We start from the raw sequence: 17,339 nt of genomic DNA, 5'->3' as shown, positions 1-17,339 counted from the left end.
ACCGAGGCCAGAGGCGACATCGGCCCGATGGGATTCAGATCCAGCTTCTCGCTCCTGCGCATGGTCGAGGCAGCAAAGGGGCTCACCGAGCACGCGGTCGTCCAGCAGCGAATCGACACGGTGTTGCGCATCATGGGGACGGACCGCACGTACGGCAAGGGCCGGCCGTTGGTGGACGCCCTGAACGATGTGGCCCAAGGGGCCATTCTCTGTGGGGACTTCGGGCTTGCCCAGCGCTTCCAACGGTTCGCCGGCTACGCCGACGGAGAGCTGTTCCTCGAAGTTGTGGAGGGGTACTACGACGAGGACGCTCAGCAGCGTGGTGAGGAGTTCCATCGGAGGATGGCCGCTCTTGGTGCCGACCGGGCGGTTGCCGTGCTTGACGTGCTCTGCCGTGACAATCCGGACGCGACTGCCGCGGATGCCCGTGACCTCTTCCGTGGCATTGCCCAGTCCGCCGACCACCTGGGAGTCGAGGCTGGCGAGGGTGGGATCCGGCTGTCCGCGCGGGAGGTGAGGCGACTCCAGCAGTACGGCCACCTTGAGCTGGTCCTGCGAAGTCTGCCGCGTCCGGCCTCTGCGGAGTCTGCCCGGTTGCTGGGTGATGTCCTGGCGGATGCCGACGCGGGACTGTTGGCCCAGTTCCTTGAGCTCAAGGCCAGGCGGGCCGGCCTCGCGGCCCTGAGGGCTGCGGTGGATGATCCGGCCAGTTCCGAGAGCGCGCTTCACGCCTGCCTGAAGAATCAGGCGTGGATCTTCGGCGGGGCCTACGTGGGTGAGCTGGCGCGCCGCCAGTACACCCCGGATGCCATCCTGGACATCCCGCTCCTGCGTGCCGATGGTTCCCTGCACGTCGTCGAGCTCAAGCGCGCCAACATCGAGAGCTTGGTCATTCGCCGCAGCGGCCATCTGATGCTGGGCGCGCCACCCCACCAAGCGGTCTCCCAGGCACAGAACTACCTGCGGACACTGGACGAGAACCGGCGGACCATCCTGGCCGACTACGGAGTCGACAGTCGTAGGGCCTCGGCCACCATTGTGATCGGCCACTCGCGCTATGTGGCAGGGGGTATTGCGCCGACGGAGGTCGCTGAGACCCTGCGTACCTACAACACGCACGCCACCCGGATAGAAGTGATCACCTACGAGACGCTGCTCGATTCGGCCAGCCGGATGCTTGCGCTGTCATCCGAGCAACAGGACTCGGAAGCGACTGAGGAGCCCGACGTATGACTGACGCCCAGCCCTCGATCGAGCAACTCCTGGCTCGCCTGTGCGGTGGCTTGATCACCGCGAAGGACTACGTGGGCTACTTTCTGAACGAGTACGGCGAGGAACTCGTCTTCGCCCAGCGTCGAGGGGAGAAGACGGCGCGCCTCTGGCACAGCGATGCGGATTGGCAGCTGTTCCGCGTCGGCGACCACTCGATCCGGGTCGGCGAGGTCATGGACGGGATGATCACCGTCAGCGGCCTCATCATCAACCAACCAGAGGCAACCTGGCTGTCTTCCTGCTTGGCGGCCTCTCGCCACCTGCGCCGGCGGTAGCCATGATGCCGGCGGGGACAGCCCGGCAACGACGATGGCCCGGACCGCTGTGCGGTCCGGGCCTTCTGCCGGCGGAGGATACGAGATTCGAACTCGTGAGGGGTTGCCCCCAACACGCTTTCCAACTGTTCGTCCGGGAGTCCGGGGGCGTTCGTCAGCGTCCTGACCTGCGATGAGACGACCGACGGACGCCCACCCGGACAGCTGTGAACACAGGCGAATGCAACCGGAACTGCAACCACCCGGCGTTCCTCTCCGCGAGGTCCGACATGCGACGTCTCGGCTCGATGCCAAAGCGCAGCGGCGGGGGCAGGACGGTAGAGGCTCTACTTGCTGTAGTGGTAGCGGCAGGCGACGACACAGACGGTGTCGGCTTGCTCGTCGAGGACGTAGACCAGGCGGTGCTCCTGGTCGATCCGGCGGGACCAGGCCCCAGCGAGCTCGTGGCGCAAAGGCTCGGGCTTGCCGATGCCCTCGTTGCCGTTGCGGCGGATGTCGTCAATCAACTGGTTGATGCGCTTGAGGAGGCGGCGGTCGTCCGCTTGCCAGGACAGGTAGTCGTTCCAGCCGCGCTCGGTGAACTGGACCTTCACGCGGTCTGCTCGGTGAGGCCGTCGGGGTCGATCAGCTCGCGGGCCTGGACGCGGCCTTCCCGGTATTCCTGCAGGGAGCGGCGCAGGTGATCGGCGTTCGCCGGGGAGCGGAGCAGGTAGTCGGTCTCGCGTAGTGACGCGTACTCGGCGAGGGAGACGACGACCAGCGGTTCGTGGCCGGCGCGGGTGATAACGAGTTCTTCGGCGTCGTTCTCGACGGCGTCGAGCGCGGCGGCGAGGTTGCCGCGGAGTTCAGTCGCACTCATCGTCTTCATGCTGTACATAATAACGTACACTCCGCGCCTTGCTCTACCTTGGCGCTGCGGGGGTTGAGTATCGCTTGCCCCGACTTCATGATCGCTCCACCTTCGGTGCCTGCGCTCCCCGCAGGGTCGGCGGACTCATCTGGCGTGCGAAGAGGGAGTCGGACGACGGGTCGGAGTCTCTGGAAACCCAGCGTTGAGACTGCCGATGGGGCTGTGAACGCAGAAGGGCTGCACCGTCGGAACGGTGCAGCCCTTCTAGCTGCGGAGGATACGAGATTCGAACTCGTGAGGGGTTGCCCCCAACACGCTTTCCAATTCTCACGAACGCTGTCCGTCGGGGTTCACACCCGTCCTGACCTGTGGCGCAGCGAACCGCTGGGCGGCGGCTGAACCCGGCTGGACGGGGGTGAATGAGACCAGAACTGAGACCGGGCACTTGGCTACGACACTTCCCGGTGGCTGAGGGGCCAACTTTGGAGAGGCACCACCGAGTCAGTGATTGCGAGAGTGCGACGGGCTGTCTGGATCCAAGAGAGTCGCTTCCCCGCTGTCAGCTCATCCCGGCCGCCTTGAGCAGCTTGTGCCAGTAAGGCAACTCGCGCACCTCAGCTTTCTTGTACACGCCGTGTACTCGCAGCTTCTTGTACGCGTGGACAAGATGTTCCGCGGTTCGCCGCGTCAGCGCCGGCACCTCGTTGTCGAGGATCTTCTCCCATTCTGGAGCCGCAGGGTCCCACAGGTCGCAGTGCAGCCAGTCGATCGGCAGTTGGCGGGCAACCGCCCAGACGACCAGGTCGGGGGCATCCTCCAGCAGGTGCCAATGGTGGGCCGACTGGATCCGGAGCATCTCTTCCATGACGTTGAGGATGGACCGCCGGAACGTGATGGCGATGTGGACGCCAGTTGCTTGGGTGCGGTCGTTGAACAAGGTGCGGAACGCCCGGCCGGACGGATCTCGCCAGATCTCCTGCCGTCCCCTGTCCTCAAGCGTATGAAAGGCGAGGTCAGGATGAGTTTCGTGCGAGAACAGGGCGAGCGCTGTTGTCGCTTCACCGATGGAATATCCCTCTCGGTGCGGGCCGCGTCGATGCCCTCGTCGAAGTTTGAAGTGACGCTGATCGTTGCTGAACTGTTTGACCAGCTTGAGCATGATCGGTTGGCGGACGAGCAGGTCCTGCGGCTCGGTCGGGTTGCAGTACAAATGAGCGCGGTCGTACTCACTCCGAGCCAGTTTGCGGGCCAGTCCGGTGAGGATGCGGACATCCAGTACGGCCCGGTCGAGATGGTCCGGAGACAGTTCGTTGGCGAGGCGGGCGATGAGGGCGATCTGCTGGTACCCGTCGATGCACTCCGGCCTGAGAAGGTCTAGGGTGCCGCTGCTGCGGGTGCGGTCCGGTACCCAGAAGACGTTGTCGGCGCCGAGGACCACCCGGCCCACAACGCCGAAGGCCTCAGGCCGTTCACGCAGTACCTGTTCCCGTGCCAGGTTCTGAGCCGAGCCTTCCAGGAACTCGCGCCTGGCACCGAGTTGTTCTGCCGCGTCGAGTGCTTCACCGAGCCCGACGAGTTGGCTGGCGGGTACACGAGCATCCCAATGATCGGTATCCAGCCGATGCAGGAGCGTCGTCTGGATCCGGTGGCCCGAACACGGAAGCGGCATGCTTGTCGGCTCCTCGCGAGCCGGGAAAGGATGCGTCGCGGCAAAGGAGTTCACACTCCTACAACGGGCGCTTCGTCGATCAGGTGACGGGCGCCGCCGTGGAGAGTGTTCCTTGGTGAAGCGGAATTCATCCGTCGGTTGCGGCTTGCTCGTGCCCGGGCTCGGGGATGCGCCAGACGATCCGAACCTGCTCGTCCAGGGGGAGTGAGGGACCGCCGATGTAGATGCGATGGATCAGGTAGAGCACTGCCAGCCGGAACGCGTCCGGCCCGAGGTCGCCCATGGTCGAGCGGCTCAGTTTCGTCACCTGCCGGACGGTGCGCGGATCGGCTTCGAGGGGCCCGAGTTCCGCCACGAACTCCGGTTCGATCTCGCAGTCCTCGCGCATGGCTGAGATCGAGCGCGAGAGGAGATCCGGCTCGGCCTCGAATCGGGTGACAATGCGGTCGATGACGTACTGGTGAAGTACATCTGCTGCGATGTTGCCGTGCTCCACGGGCTCCTCGCCCGTGCAGCTTGGGCGCCCGTCGCACTCGTCAGAGCCGAAGATGGCCTCCGATTCCTCGTCTGCCTGCCGCGTGGACATGAAGCAAGAGGCTACCCACATGATCTCCGGCTGGCTCAACTCCAAGTCTTCTGCTGACGACAGGTCATGGTCGTTCCAGAGGCGAGCTGCGGCCTCGTCGACTGCCACGAAGTCCGGCGGCGCCATCTCGGAGCGCATCAGGGACGCCAGGCTGACGAGATACGGCTCCCAGTCGAGTGCACTGTGCAGCAGGGTTGCGAGTTCGGCTCCGGGGTGGCGCCAGAAGATGAGGTCTTCGTCGTAACCGTTGACGAAATGCAGGACGTGGTCCGCCGGATCGAATTCGACCCCGGACATCTCTCCCAGGTGGGTGAGGACGGCCTGCCTGCCTCGGTACCGTCCGACGTAGCGACGGGCCTGCGCGACGAACGAGCTCATCGTCGTACCGGCCAGCACCGCGTTGGGGCTGACACCGATTGCCTTCGGGCGGTTGAACGGGCCGGATCGGCGGAGCTGTTGCGTTGCGTTCGCCCAGAAGAGCTGCTTGTTGTCCGGGTCGTACACCACGCAGTAGACAGGGATGTTCCCGTCTGCCCAGGTGTCGCCGTGGTGGCTGACGGGTACCGCGTAGCCGTTGGCTCGGCGCCACTTGTCTCCACCCTTGACCTGGACCCTGATGACGTCGCTCGTTACGTGTTCGTCCTCGACGAACGTGACGTAGAGGTCCTCGCCGAAGTCGTTTTGCCCGGATATCTCCTGGACGATGTGGTCATGCTCCTCAAGGAGGGTGCGCACCGCGTTCACAGCCGCCTGGCCAACACGCCGGCCTTTGTGGATCTTCGGCATGTCGCCCTCTCCGGAGGTTCCTCAACCGTCCGCGCAAGTTCCGGGACAGTGCCTTCCCAGTGATTCTGCCCTGAGCTTCTGACATGGGGGCCAGCGCACGAACGGAGCGGACGTGACACGACCGAGGGCTGGCACGGAGAACGTAGAAGGCCCGGACCGCTGGGCGGTCCGGGCCTTCTGCCGGCGGAGGATACGAGATTCGAACTCGTGAGGGGTTGCCCCCAACACGCTTTCCAAGCGTGCGCCCTAGGCCTCTAGGCGAATCCTCCGTGGGAGAGCTTAGTACATGTTCGGGGGTGCTCGCGAACCGCTATCCCGCAGGTGGTCTTGGGTGGCTGCCTGCGGATCGTCGACGGGGGTGGGGGTAGGGGGCAGGGGCCAGGATCCGCTACTCTGGTGCCAGCCCCTCGTGTGGCGTTATCTCTCTGAACCCCCCCAGGGCCGGAAGGCAGCAAGGGTAAGAGGGCTCTGGCGGGTGCACGGGGGGTCCTTGCGTTCCCGGGGCGGGATGGAGGGGGACGCGTTTGTCGGCCTGTCCCGATATCGTCGATGGCGTGTCCCTAGCCCTGTACCGCCGCTATCGCCCCGAGACTTTCGCCGAGGTCATCGGGCAGGAGCACGTGACCGCTCCGCTCCAGCAGGCCCTGCGCAACAACCGGGTCAACCACGCCTACCTGTTCAGTGGCCCGCGCGGCTGCGGTAAGACGACCAGCGCGCGGATCCTGGCCCGCTGCCTCAACTGCGAGCAGGGGCCGACCCCGACGCCGTGCGGGGAGTGCCAGTCGTGCCGCGATCTGGCCACCGGTGGGCCGGGGTCGATCGACGTGATCGAGATCGACGCCGCGTCGCACGGTGGTGTGGACGACGCGCGCGAGCTGCGGGAGCGGGCGTTCTTCGCACCGGTGCACAGCCGGTACAAGATCTTCATCCTGGACGAGGCGCACATGGTGACCTCGGCCGGCTTCAACGCGCTGCTGAAGGTGGTGGAGGAACCGCCGGAGCACCTCAAGTTCATCTTCGCCACCACCGAGCCGGAGAAGGTGATCGGGACGATCCGGTCCCGGACCCACCACTACCCGTTCCGGCTGGTGCCGCCGGGGACGCTGCGGGACTACCTCGCCGAGGTCTGCGGGCGGGAGGGCATCCAGGTCGAGGACTCGGTGTTCCCGCTGGTGGTGCGGGCCGGTGCGGGGTCGGTGCGGGACTCGATGTCGGTGATGGACCAGCTGCTGGCCGGGGCCGCCGAGGGCGGCGTCACGTACCAGATGGCCACCGCGCTGCTCGGGTACACGGACTCCGCGCTGCTGGACGAGGTGGTGGACGCCTTCGCCGTGCGGGACGGGGCGACGGTGTTCCAGGTGATCGACCGGGTGGTCGAGGGCGGTCACGATCCGCGGCGGTTCGTGACGGACCTGCTGGAGCGGCTGCGCGACCTGGTGATCCTGGCCACCGTGCCGGAGGCGGGGGAGAAGGGGCTGATCGACGCGCCGGCCGACCGGGTGGCCGTGATGCAGGCGCAGGCGGACCGGTTCGGGTCGGCCGAGCTGAGCCGGGCAGCCGACATCGTCAACACCGGATTGACCGAGATGCGGGGGAACGCGGCGCCGCGGCTGCAGCTGGAGCTGATCTGTGCCCGGGTGATGCTGCCGGGGGCGTACCGCGACGAGCTGTCGCTGATGGCGCGGCTGGACGGGTTGGAGCGCCGGGTCGTGATGGGGGCGCAGGGGGCGCAGGCGCTGGGGGAGCAGGTGGCGGTCGCTCCCGTGCAGGCGCCGCCGGCCGTGCCGGCGCCGGTCCAGGCCGCGCCCGTGCAGGCCCAGCCCCAGGTCCAGGCACCGGCCGCTGCCCCGGTCGCTCCGGCCGGTCCCGCGCCCGGGGCCTGGCCGATCCCGCGCAGCTTCCCGGCGGCGGGCGAGGCCGTCCCGGCCCCGGCCCCGGTGCAACCGCCGGCCCAGGCCCAGCCGCAACAGCAGCCGCAACAGCAACAGCAGCAGCCCGCGGGCGGCCCGGCGCCCGCGGCGGGCCAGCAGGGTGCGGCGCAGGTGCGGCAGCTCTGGCCGCAGATCCTGGAGGCGGTGAAGAACCGGCGTCGCTTCACCTGGATCCTGCTCAGCCAGAACGGTCAGGTGGCCGGCTTCGACGGCAGCACGCTCCAGGTCTCCTTCATCAACGCCGGCGCCCGGGACAGCTTCGTCAGCAGCAACAGCGACGACGTGCTGCGGCAGGCGCTGGCCGATGCGCTCAACGTCGACTGGCGGGTCGAGTGCATCGTCGACCCGTCCGGTGGCAGTGCCGCGCCGTCCGGCGGTGGCGGCGCTGGTGGCGGTGCCGGTACCGGTGGTGGCGGCTGGGGGGCCCCGCGTGCCGCGGCGCCCGCGGCCCCGTCGTACCAGGGCGCCCCGCCCGCGGCGCCGTCCGGCGGGTTCGCGCACACCTCCTCGGCGGTGTCGGCCGTGCCGCCGCCCGCGGCCCCGGCCGCCGTGCCGCCGTCCCCGGTCGCGCCGCCCGCCGCCCCCCCGGCCGGCTCGCCGCCGCCCCCGCCGGCGCCGTACGCCGACCAGTACGGCGACCCGGACGAGGACATCGCGGCGGACGACGCCCCGGCCGTCCCGGTGGAGTCCGTCTCGGCGCAGGAACTGATCATTCGTGAGCTGGGCGCGACCGTGCTGGAGGAGATCCAGCACGGCGGCTGAGGCGTGCCCCGGGTGGTGTCGACGAGCCGGCGGCAGGACATAGGCTCGAACCGGCGTGGTCCGTCGGATGACTCGGATGACGCAGCGTGACGAACTCAGTCAGGAGTGAACCGTGTTCCCTGGTGGCCAGCCCAACATGCAGAAGATGCTCATGCAGGCGCAGAAGATGCAGCAGGACCTCGCCAAGGCCCAGGAGGAGCTGGCCGCGGCCAAGGTCAGCGGCTCCGCCGGTGGTGGCCTGGTGGAGGCGACGGTCAGCGGCAGCGGCGTGCTGCTCGGCCTGACCATCGCGCCGGAGGCGGTCGATCCGGAGGACACCGAGACCCTCGCCGACCTGGTCCTGGCGGCGGTCCACGCCGCCAACGCGGAGGCGCAGAAGCTGCAGCAGGAGCGGATGGGCCCGCTGACCCAGGCCCTGGGCGGCCTCGGCGGCGGTATCCCGGGCCTGCCCTTCTGAGCACGACCCGGCCGGATCGTCGCCAGCCGGGTTACCGGAATGTGAGGATCCGGGGACTTCCGGGCGCTGGACGGTGTGTCCGGCGCCCGAATCGTTGGATGATGGCACCGGCGCAACCACCGTCGAGCACGGCCGGGTGCGGCACGGACGTGTGCGCGGGTGCGCCGGCGTCCGTGAGGACGAGTGCGGTGGCGAGTGCAGTGGGAAGGCAGAGCGGTGTACGAAGGCGTGGTTCAGGACCTGATCGACGAACTGGGCAGGCTGCCCGGCGTCGGGCCCAAGAGCGCCCAGCGGATCGCCTTCCACGTGCTGCAGTCCGACCCGGTGGACGTCCGCCGGCTGGCGCACGCGCTGCTGGAGGTCAAGGACAAGGTGCGGTTCTGCGCGGTCTGCGGCAACGTGGCCGAGGCCGAGCAGTGCCGGGTCTGCCTGGACCCGCGGCGTGACCTGGGCGTCATCTGCGTGGTCGAGGAGCCCAAGGACGTCGTCGCCATCGAGCGGACCCGCGAGTTCCGCGGGCGGTACCACGTGCTCGGCGGCGCGATCAGCCCGATCGAGGGGGTCGGGCCGGATGACCTGCGGATCCGCGAACTGCTGGCGCGGCTGGCCGACGGCACCGTCGGCGAGCTGATCCTCGCCACAGACCCCAACCTGGAGGGGGAGGCGACCGCGACCTATCTGGCCCGGCTCTGCAAGCCGATGGGCCTGAAGGTGACCCGGCTGGCGAGCGGTCTGCCCGTCGGCGGGGACTTGGAGTACGCCGACGAGGTCACCCTCGGCCGGGCCTTCGAAGGGAGACGACTGCTCGATGTCTGACAAGAGCGTGCACCCGGTGCACATCCCGGAACCTGACGACTTCGCGGTGCAGATCGCGGACTCGATCAAGAGCTTCGTCCTCGCGGTGACCGAGATCGCCAAGGGCGACGAGCCGGGCAGCGCGGTCTCCCTGCTCCTGCTGGAGGTCTCCCAGCTGCTGCTGGCCGGCGGTCGGCTCGGCGCGATCGAGGACGTGCTCCCGGACGACCGGTTCGAGCCGGACGCCGGCCCGGAGCCGGACGGGGTCGAGGTGCGTGAGCGGCTCGCCGAGCTGCTGGCGCCGATCGACGTCTACCACGAGGTCTTCGACCCCTACGGGCCGCCGGAGAAGCCGAACGCGTTCCGGATCTCCGACGACCTCGCGGGCGTGGTCAGCGACCTGCGGCACGGCCTGACCCACTACGACGAGGGCCGGGTCAGCGAGGCGCTCTGGTGGTGGCAGTTCTCCTACCTCTCCACCTGGGGCTCGACCTGCACGGCGGTGCTCCGCGCGCTGCAGTCGCTGATCGCGCACGTCCGGCTGGACAGCCCGATCGGCGCGGTGCCGGACGGTGCGGACACCGACGACGACGGGCTCACCGACGAGCAGCTGGAGCAGCAGGCCGGTGACCTGATGGCGGCCGAACTCGGGATCTGAGCCGGCCCGCCCGGGAATTCTCCGAAAACTCTTCGACCGGCAAATCCGGCCCCGACGCGCCCGACCCGTGGAATTCTTTCGACCGGCTGCCGCCCGGCCCGCAGAGTCGCCGGTCGGGCACCCGAATCGCCGTCCATTTGCTGAAATGCCAGTCTCATCATATGGAATGCGACTGACGCCCGGTCCCCGCTCGGTAGACTGGCCGGCGACCGCAGTACCCCCTCCCAGGGGGTCTGGGGGGACCGGACGGCGCCACCCCGCGCCGGGTACCACCCCCCGAAGACGACTTAGTCGAGGAGCGCACGTGGGCCTTGTCGTGCAGAAGTACGGCGGCTCATCCGTTGCGGATGCCGAGGGCATCAAGCGCGTAGCCCGTCGAATTGTCGACACCAAGAAGGCCGGCCATGAGGTCGTCGTCGTGGTGTCCGCGATGGGCGACACGACGGACGAGCTCATCGAACTCGCCGAGCAGGTATCCCCGATTCCTGCCGGTCGTGAGTTCGACATGCTGCTGACCGCTGGAGAGCGGATCTCGATGGCCCTGCTGGCGATGGCGATCAAATCGCTCGGGCACGAGGCCCAGTCGTTCACCGGCAGCCAGGCCGGTGTGATCACCGACCAGGTCCACAACAAGGCGCGCATCATCGACGTCACGCCGGGCCGGATCCGCAACGCCCTGGACGAGGGCAACATCGCGATCGTGGCCGGCTTCCAGGGCGTCTCCCAGGTGAGCAAGGACATCACCACCCTCGGCCGGGGCGGCTCGGACACCACCGCGGTGGCGCTGGCCGCCGCGCTGGAGGCCGAGGTCTGCGAGATCTACACCGACGTGGACGGCGTCTTCACCGCCGACCCGCGGGTGGTCAAGAAGGCCCGCAAGATCGACTGGATCGCCTACGAGGACATGCTGGAGCTGGCCTCGTCCGGCTCCAAGGTGCTGCTCGACCGGTGTGTCGAGTACGCACGGCGCTACAACATCCCGATCCACGTACGATCGTCGTTCTCCGGTCTGCCGGGGACCATCGTCAGCAACACCAACCCGACCAAGCCCGAAGGGGGCGAGATGGAGCAGGCCATCATCTCCGGAGTCGCCCATGACACGTCCGAGGCGAAGATCACGGTCGTCGGCGTCCCGGACAAGCCGGGCGAGGCGGCCCGGATCTTCCGCGCCATCGCGGACGCCGAGGTCAACATCGACATGGTGGTGCAGAACGTCTCCGCCGCGTCGACCGGTCTCACCGACATCTCCTTCACGCTGCCGAAGACCGAGGGCCAGAAGGCGATCGACGCACTGAGCCGGGTCCGCGAGGGGATCGGCTTCGAGTCGCTCCGCTACGACGACGCGATCGGCAAGATCTCGCTGGTCGGCGCGGGCATGAAGTCCAACCCGGGGGTCACCGCGACCTTCTTCGAGGCGCTCTCCGAGGCCGGCGTCAACATCGAGCTGATCTCCACCTCGGAGATCCGGATCTCCGTGGTGACCCGGGCCGACGACGTCAACGAGGCGGTCCGCGCCGTGCACACCGCGTTCGGCCTGGACTCGGACAGCGACGAAGCCGTCGTCTACGGCGGGACCGGGCGATGACCGCCGCCGAGCCGTCGCCGGAGCAGTCGGCGGCGGCGCGGCGCAGGCCCAACCTGGCCGTGGTCGGCGCGACCGGCGCGGTCGGCACGGTGATGCTCGGCATCCTCTCCGCCCGGGAGGACGTCTGGGGCGAGATCCGGCTGATCGCCTCGGCGCGCTCGGCCGGCCGCCGGCTCACCGTGCGCGGCCGCGAGGTCGAGGTGGTCGCGCTCACCGAGGAGGCCTTCGAGGGCATCGACATCGCGATGTTCGACGTCCCGGACGAGGTCTCCGCCCAGTGGGCGCCGATCGCCGCCGCCAAGGGCGCGGTCGTGGTCGACAACTCCGGGGCGTTCCGGATGGACGAGGACGTGCCGCTGGTGGTGCCCGAGGTGAACGCCGCCGCGGCCCGGCTCCGGCCCCGCGGCATCATCGCCAACCCGAACTGCACCACCCTGTCGATGATCGTCGCGCTGGGCGCGCTGCACTCCGAGCTCGGGCTCAGGGAGCTGGTGGTCGCCTCCTACCAGGCCGCCTCCGGCGCCGGGCAGGCCGGTATCGACGCGCTGCGCGAGCAGACCGCGAAGGTGGCCGGCACCGCGGTCGGCGAGCTGGCCGGCGACCTGCGCGCGGTGATCGGCGACAACGGGCCGTTCGCGGCCCCGCTGGCGCTGAACGCGGTGCCGTGGGCCGGCTCGCTCAAGGCGGACGGCTGGTCCTCCGAGGAACTCAAGGTCCGCGACGAGAGCCGCAAGATCCTCGGGCTGCCGCACCTCAAGGTCGCCGCGACCTGCGTGCGGATCCCGGTGGTCACCACGCACTCGCTGGCCGTGCACGCGGTCTTCGAGCGCGAGGTCAGCCAGCTGCACGCGCAGGAGATCCTGGCCCGGGCGCCCGGCGTGGTGCTGTACGACGACCCGGCGGCCGGCGAGTTCCCGACCCCGAACGACGTGGTCGGCACCGATCCGACCTGGGTCGGCCGGGTGCGCCGCTCGCTCGACGACCCGAACGCGCTGGACCTCTTCCTCTGCGGGGACAACCTGCGCAAGGGCGCGGCGTTGAACACCGCCCAGATCGCCGAGCTGGTGGCGGCCGAATTCATCGGCTGAGGCCGGGTCCGGATCCCGAGGAGCCCCCTTCAGGTGGAGGGGGCTCCGTCGCGTGCGGAAGAATGTCCGCCGAACGGGGCAACCCTGAGGGGGGATCAAGTGTCCAACGGGCGTGACAGACCTGGTGGCGGTGGGTGTGGATCCGACGGTGCGGCTGCCCCTGGCGGGGGTCCGTCCGCTTGTCCGGCAACCGGTTGAGCCGGGGATGACCATGGCCGCCACCGACACGGCGGGAGCCAGTGTCGACCTGCTCACCGAGACCTACCAGGCCCACTACCGCTCACTGCTGCGGCTGGCCGCGCTGCTGTTGGACGACCTGTCCTCCTGCGAGGACGTCGTCCAGGAGGCGTTCATCCGGGTGCACGCGGCCCGCCGCCGGGTGCGCGACCCCGAGAAGACCCTGGCCTACCTGCGCCAGACCGTCGTCAACCTGTCCCGCAGCACGCTTCGTCGGCGGATCCTGGGCCTGCGCCTGCTGCCCAAGCCGATGCCTGACATGGCCAGCGCAGAGGAGGGCGCCTACGATGCTCTGGAACGCGACCAGTTGAGGGCCGCCCTGCGCGGCCTGCAGCGGCGGCAGCGCGAGGTCCTGGTCCTGCGCTACTACGCCGATCTGACCGAGGCTCAGGTCGCCGAGGTGCTGGGGGTCTCCGTGGGGGCGGTCAAGGCGTACGGCTCGCGCGGCCTGGCGGCGCTGCGGGTGCTGATGGAGAGCAGTCATGACTGAGGATCGGTTCGGCCGGGACGCGAAGCGGGCGGAGGCGGCGGCCGAGGGCCGCGGCGAGGAGGCGGCGCTGCGGGCGCTGCTGCACGGCGCGGTGGACGGCCTGCAACCCGCGGCGGACGCGCTGCCGCGGATCCGCCGGGCGATCCCGGCCCGGCGGGCCCGGCACCGGCAGGTGTGGACCGGTGCGGCCGTGGTCGCCCTGGCCACCGCGGTGCTGCCGACCCTGAACAGCCTCGGCGCGTTGCAGCTCTCGGACGGTTCGGCGCCCGGCGGGGGCAGCGGAGGCGCGGCCGCCGCGCCGGCGCCCCGGCTGTCCGCGCCGGCGCGGGGACAGGTTCCGCTCCCCGTCCCGGCGGCGAGCGCCGGTCTGTCGAGCCCGAGCGCCTCGGCCGAGCCGGTCTCGGCCGGGCCCAGCGTCACGGCCGGCGGGCCGAGCGCCAGCGCCGCCGGCCCGGCCGCGGCGGCCGCCGGCGCGCCCGACTGCGTCCGGACCGATCTGGGCGGCGGCGCCGCGCAACTGGGTGCGCCCGACGCGGCCGGCCGGCGGTACGGGTACTTCTCGGTGGCCAACGTCTCCGGGCACGCGTGCGTGGTGGCCGACCCGGGCACGGTCTCGGTCAGCGGCGGGACGGGCGCGATCCGGGTGGTGGCCCACACCGTCGGCGACCCGGCCGGTGGCCTGCCCGACCCGGCGAGTCTGCCGGCCCGGCTGCTGCTGGCCGCCGCGGCCAGCTACCGGCTGCCGTTCGCCTGGGTGCCGGACAGCCTCTGCCCGGCCGCCGGCCCGAGCCCGGTCCAGTCGGCCGGCCAGGGGGCCGGGACGGCCGGGACGAGCGCCTCGCCCAGCCCCAGCCCGTCCGGCGCCGGCGCCCCGGTCTCGGCCGGCCCGGCGCTCTCCAACGGCACGGCCGGCCCGGCCGCCCCGGCAGCCCCGGTGGCCGACGGCCCGGCCTCGCCCGGCGCCTCGCCGTCCCCGGCCGCCACCGTCGCCCCGGCCGTGCCGGCCTCGCTCACCGTCGGCCACCAGCCGCTGGGAACCGGCCCGGACGCGGCCAGCACCGTGATCGACGGGGTGTGCGGCGGCGGGACGCTCTACCGCTCGGTGCCGCAGGCGGCCTCCTGAGCCCGGCCCGTCCGGCGGCCGGCGCACCCGCGCGCCGCCGGACGGGGACCCTGCGTCCGGGCCGGTGGGATCGCTGGTTACCGTGGGGGCTGTGTACCGGTTCCTCCTGACTCCGCGCTGGCTCGGCAGCACCGTCCTGTCGATCGCCGCCATCGTGGTCTGCGTCTGGCTGGGCACCTGGCAGCTGAGCCGGTTCGAGGCGGCGGCCGGTGTCTCGCACCCTCAGCACCACACGCAGGCCAGCACGCCGGCGCGGCCCGCCGCCGCGAGCCCGCTCGAGGCCCTGCTGCCCGGGCCGACCGCCCAGCTGACCACCGGCGCGCTGGGCCGCGAGGTGACCGCCACCGGGACGTACGACGCGGCGCACCAGCTGCTGGTGCCCAACCGGACGGTCAACGGGAAACAGGGTTACTACGTGCTGACCCCGCTGCGCACCGCGGCCGGCCCGGCCGTCTCGGTGGTCCGCGGCTGGGCCGAGGGCAACCCCGGCACGCCCCCTCCCGCCCCGACCGGCCAGGTCACGGTGACCGGGAGGTTGCAGGCCGACGAGACCGCCGACACCTCCGGCGCGGTGGCCGGCGGCCTGCCGGACGGGCAGCTCGGCATGATCAGCCCGGCCACCCTGGTCAACCTGCTGCCCTATCCGACCTACGACGGATGGGTGGCCGCCGACACCGTCCCGGCCGGCCTGACCGCCGTGCCGACCACCCAGCCGGACGGCGGGAACGGGCTGACCGCCCGGGCCTTCCAGAACCTCGGCTACACCCTGCAGTGGTTCGCCTTCGCGGGTTTCGTCGGCTTCATGTGGTTCCGGCTGGCCCGCCGGGAGGCGGAGGCCGCCCAGGACCGGGCGCTCGGGCTGACCCCGTCCTGGACTGACCCCGTCCTGGACTGACCCGGAGCCCGGTCCCGGACCGGGCCCAGGGCCTGTCCGGCGTCAGCCCAGGTGGCGCCGGACGAAGTCGATCTCCAGCCGCTGCTGCTTGATCCGCTCGTCCACCACCAGCGAGCCGTGCCCCGCGTCGTAGCGGTACACCTCGTGCGGGACGCCCAGTTCCACCAGTCGCGCCACGTAGTTCTCGATCTGCCGGATCGGGCAGCGCGGGTCGTTCAGGCCGGCGCTGAGGTAGAGCGGCACCCGGACGTTGGCCACGTGGGTCAGCGGTGAGGAGGCCCGCCAGCGCTCCGGCACCTCCTCCGGCGTGCCGCCGAAGAGCGTCCGGTCGAGCGACTTGAGGGCCTCCATCTCGTCCCCGTACGCGGTCAGGTAGTCCGCGACCGGGACCGCGGCCAGGCCCAGCGACCAGGCGTCCGGCTGGGTGCCGAGGCCGAGCAGGGTCAGGTAGCCGCCCCACGAGCCGCCGGAGAGCACCAGCCGGGCCGGGTCGGCGAGCCCGGACGCCACCGCCCAGGCGCGCACCGCGCCGATGTCCTCCAGCTCGATCAGGCCCACCCGCTCGCGCAGCGCGTCCGTCCAGGCCTGGCCGTAGCCGGTCGAGCCGCGGTAGTTGACCCGGACCACCGCGAAACCGTGGTCCAGCCAGGCGGCCGGGCCGGCCGCGAAGGAGTCGCTGTCGTGGTGGGTCGGGCCGCCGTGCACCTCGAAGACGGTCGGGAACGGACCCTCGCCGGCCGGGCGCTGCACCAGCGCGTGCACCCGCCCGCCGGGCCCGTCCACCCAGACGTCCTCGACCGGCACCGAGCCGGGCGGCACCGCGCCGGGGGCGCGCAGCACCACGGTGCCCGCGGTGGAGCGGACCACCGAGGGCTCCGCGGCGGAGGACCAGAGGAACTCGACGGTCCCGTCCGGCCGGGCGGTGGCGCCGGCCACCGTGCCGCGCGGGGTCTCCAGCCGGGTCAGCGTGCCGTCGGCCAGGTCGTAGGAGAACAGCTCACTGCGCGCCTCGAACTCGTGCTCGATCAGCAGGGCTCCGGCCCCCGGCCGCCACTGCGCCGAGACGTCGCCGGGCAGCGGCCGTCCGTCCGCCGTGCGCAGCGCCAGCTCGGTCTCGACGCCGGTCAGCGGGTCCCAGAGCATCGGCTCCCAGCGGTCGTGCCGCTGGTGGGCGACCAGCAGCCGGCTGTCCCCGGGCACCGGGGCGAAGCCCAGGCAGGCCAGGCCGAGCGGCTGCTCACGGCCGGTCACCTCGTCCAGCTCGGCGACCGTCGAGCCTCCCCCGGCCTCCGAACCGGGGGACTCCCGCCCGGTCCGCACCACCCGGATCGCGCTGTGCATGGCGTCGCCGTGTTCGGTGTGCTCGATGGCGAGCAGTGTGCCGTCGTGCGAGAGGTCGCCCACGCTGCCGTACTCGGCGTGCCGGTAGACCTCGACCGGCTCCGCGGCGCCCGGCCGGAGCAGGTGCAGGGTGGTGCCCGCCTCGTCGGTGGAGCGGCCGACGACCACGGTGCCGTCCCGGCCGAGCGCCAGGCCGGCCTCGTAGGACGGGGCGAGTCCGGGCACCGCCTCCTGGTCCGGGCCGCCCTCGAACGGCTGCCGGCGCCAGACGCCGAACTCGTCGCCGTCGGTGTCGTCGAACCACCAGACCCAGGCGCCGTCGGGGGAGAGCGCCGCGTCGGTGGTGCCGTGCGGGCGGTCGGTGACCTGCCGGTGGGTGCCGGCGGCCCGGTCCCAGGCGTACACCTGGTAGCTGCCGGTGGCGTTGGAGACGTACAGCGACCGGTCGGGCGCGTCGTCCGCCCAGTCGGGGAGGGAGACCCGCGCCGCCCGGAACCGCTGCTCCCAGGCGGGCGTGTCGTGCTTCTCGCTACTCATCC

The 17,339-nt window shown here is 70.8% G+C and carries 16 protein-coding genes, 1 tRNA gene and 1 other RNA gene; 12 read left to right on the top strand and 6 right to left on the bottom strand.

Going from position 1 to position 17,339, the window contains the following annotated elements:
* Window positions 1–60 precede the first annotated feature (60 nt).
* Both ACIGXM_RS03000 and ACIGXM_RS02995 read left to right on the top strand, forming a co-directional pair.
* Entirely contained in the window at window positions 61–1,233 is a 1,173-nt protein-coding gene (locus ACIGXM_RS03000) for a Shedu anti-phage system protein SduA domain-containing protein (RefSeq protein WP_396556174.1), read from the top strand.
* Entirely contained in the window at window positions 1,230–1,547 is a 318-nt protein-coding gene (locus tag ACIGXM_RS02995) for a hypothetical protein (protein WP_396556172.1), read from the top strand. The genes ACIGXM_RS03000 and ACIGXM_RS02995 overlap by 4 nt, the downstream gene beginning before the upstream one ends.
* Window positions 1,548–1,873: 326 nt before the next feature.
* Here ACIGXM_RS02995 and ACIGXM_RS02990 read toward each other — a convergent pair whose 3' ends face one another.
* The 5 genes from ACIGXM_RS02990 to ACIGXM_RS02970 form a co-directional block, all read right to left on the bottom strand.
* A complete protein-coding gene (locus ACIGXM_RS02990) occupies window positions 1,874–2,140 on the bottom strand; it encodes a Txe/YoeB family addiction module toxin (RefSeq protein ID WP_270145951.1) in 267 nt (88 codons plus the stop codon).
* Window positions 2,137–2,424 carry a type II toxin-antitoxin system Phd/YefM family antitoxin gene (locus tag ACIGXM_RS02985; protein ID WP_396556170.1) on the bottom strand — a complete coding sequence of 96 codons (288 nt, stop codon included), beginning with the start codon at window positions 2,422–2,424 and terminating at the stop codon, window positions 2,137–2,139. The genes ACIGXM_RS02990 and ACIGXM_RS02985 overlap by 4 nt, the downstream gene beginning before the upstream one ends.
* Before the next feature lie 532 nt (window positions 2,425–2,956).
* Entirely contained in the window at window positions 2,957–4,120 is a 1,164-nt protein-coding gene (locus ACIGXM_RS02980) for a hypothetical protein (RefSeq protein WP_396556168.1), read from the bottom strand.
* 73 nt (window positions 4,121–4,193) lie between these two features.
* Window positions 4,194–5,438 (bottom strand): DUF4365 domain-containing protein, encoded by a 1,245-nt coding sequence (locus ACIGXM_RS02975; protein WP_396556166.1) that lies wholly within the window; start codon window positions 5,436–5,438, stop codon window positions 4,194–4,196.
* 184 nt (window positions 5,439–5,622) lie between these two features.
* Window positions 5,623–5,707, bottom strand: a tRNA-Ser gene (locus tag ACIGXM_RS02970).
* Window positions 5,708–5,839: 132 nt separating this feature from the next.
* On the opposite strand from ACIGXM_RS02970, the gene ffs reads away from it, so the two are divergent.
* The 10 genes from ffs to ACIGXM_RS02920 all read left to right on the top strand — a co-directional run bounded on the left by ffs (window position 5,840) and on the right by ACIGXM_RS02920 (window position 15,459).
* An RNA gene (gene ffs / locus ACIGXM_RS02965) (signal recognition particle sRNA small type) lies at window positions 5,840–5,930 on the top strand.
* A gap of 62 nt (window positions 5,931–5,992) precedes the next feature.
* Complete coding sequence (locus ACIGXM_RS02960) at window positions 5,993–8,131, top strand: DNA polymerase III subunit gamma and tau (RefSeq protein WP_396556164.1); 2,139 nt, start codon at window positions 5,993–5,995, stop codon at window positions 8,129–8,131.
* Between the two features lie 136 nt (window positions 8,132–8,267).
* Window positions 8,268–8,588, top strand: a complete 321-nt coding sequence (locus ACIGXM_RS02955; RefSeq protein WP_396557352.1) for a YbaB/EbfC family nucleoid-associated protein — start codon at window positions 8,268–8,270, stop codon at window positions 8,586–8,588.
* Between the two features lie 216 nt (window positions 8,589–8,804).
* Window positions 8,805–9,404, top strand: coding sequence for a recombination mediator RecR (gene recR, locus ACIGXM_RS02950; RefSeq protein ID WP_396556162.1), 600 nt, complete (start codon window positions 8,805–8,807; stop codon window positions 9,402–9,404).
* Entirely contained in the window at window positions 9,397–10,041 is a 645-nt protein-coding gene (locus tag ACIGXM_RS02945; protein WP_396556160.1) for a DUF5063 domain-containing protein, read from the top strand. The genes recR and ACIGXM_RS02945 overlap by 8 nt, the downstream gene beginning before the upstream one ends.
* 304 nt (window positions 10,042–10,345) lie before the next feature.
* The gene (locus tag ACIGXM_RS02940) at window positions 10,346–11,626 is read left to right on the top strand and encodes an aspartate kinase (RefSeq protein WP_396556158.1); all 1,281 of its coding nucleotides are present in this window, start codon (window positions 10,346–10,348) and stop codon (window positions 11,624–11,626) included.
* Window positions 11,623–12,714 carry an aspartate-semialdehyde dehydrogenase gene (locus tag ACIGXM_RS02935; protein ID WP_396556156.1) on the top strand — a complete coding sequence of 364 codons (1,092 nt, stop codon included), beginning with the start codon at window positions 11,623–11,625 and terminating at the stop codon, window positions 12,712–12,714. Before ACIGXM_RS02940 ends, ACIGXM_RS02935 begins: the two co-directional genes overlap by 4 nt.
* 205 nt (window positions 12,715–12,919) lie before the next feature.
* Entirely contained in the window at window positions 12,920–13,441 is a 522-nt protein-coding gene (locus ACIGXM_RS02930) for a SigE family RNA polymerase sigma factor (protein ID WP_396556154.1), read from the top strand.
* Window positions 13,434–14,564, top strand: a complete 1,131-nt coding sequence (locus ACIGXM_RS02925; RefSeq protein ID WP_396556152.1) for a hypothetical protein — start codon at window positions 13,434–13,436, stop codon at window positions 14,562–14,564. Before ACIGXM_RS02930 ends, ACIGXM_RS02925 begins: the two co-directional genes overlap by 8 nt.
* Window positions 14,565–14,655: 91 nt before the next feature.
* Entirely contained in the window at window positions 14,656–15,459 is an 804-nt protein-coding gene (locus tag ACIGXM_RS02920) for an SURF1 family protein (RefSeq protein WP_396556150.1), read from the top strand.
* A 42-nt stretch (window positions 15,460–15,501) separates the two neighbouring features.
* Here ACIGXM_RS02920 and ACIGXM_RS02915 read toward each other — a convergent pair whose 3' ends face one another.
* Entirely contained in the window at window positions 15,502–17,337 is a 1,836-nt protein-coding gene (locus ACIGXM_RS02915) for a S9 family peptidase (RefSeq protein WP_396556148.1), read from the bottom strand.
* Window positions 17,338–17,339 lie beyond the last annotated feature (2 nt).

This window comes from Kitasatospora sp. NPDC052896, from assembly GCF_044547075.1.
Lineage (GTDB): Bacteria > Actinomycetota > Actinomycetes > Streptomycetales > Streptomycetaceae > Kitasatospora.
The sequence above is the reverse complement of the archived record's forward strand: the minus strand, read 5'-3'. Positions and strand labels throughout refer to the sequence as shown.

Coding starts and splice junctions, on each gene's coding strand:
- ACIGXM_RS03000 (WP_396556174.1), top strand. CDS start 61: ATGGTCGAGGCAGCAAAGGGGCTCACCGAGCACGCGGTCGTCCAGCAG.
- ACIGXM_RS02995 (WP_396556172.1), top strand. CDS start 1,230: ATGACTGACGCCCAGCCCTCGATCGAGCAACTCCTGGCTCGCCTGTGC.
- ACIGXM_RS02985 (WP_396556170.1), bottom strand. CDS start 2,424: ATGTACAGCATGAAGACGATGAGTGCGACTGAACTCCGCGGCAACCTC.
- ACIGXM_RS02975 (WP_396556166.1), bottom strand. CDS start 5,438: ATGCCGAAGATCCACAAAGGCCGGCGTGTTGGCCAGGCGGCTGTGAAC.
- ACIGXM_RS02955 (WP_396557352.1), top strand. CDS start 8,268: ATGCAGAAGATGCTCATGCAGGCGCAGAAGATGCAGCAGGACCTCGCC.
- ACIGXM_RS02945 (WP_396556160.1), top strand. CDS start 9,397: ATGTCTGACAAGAGCGTGCACCCGGTGCACATCCCGGAACCTGACGAC.
- ACIGXM_RS02935 (WP_396556156.1), top strand. CDS start 11,623: ATGACCGCCGCCGAGCCGTCGCCGGAGCAGTCGGCGGCGGCGCGGCGC.
- ACIGXM_RS02930 (WP_396556154.1), top strand. CDS start 12,920: ATGACCATGGCCGCCACCGACACGGCGGGAGCCAGTGTCGACCTGCTC.
- ACIGXM_RS02925 (WP_396556152.1), top strand. CDS start 13,434: ATGACTGAGGATCGGTTCGGCCGGGACGCGAAGCGGGCGGAGGCGGCG.
- ACIGXM_RS02915 (WP_396556148.1), bottom strand. CDS start 17,337: ATGAGTAGCGAGAAGCACGACACGCCCGCCTGGGAGCAGCGGTTCCGG.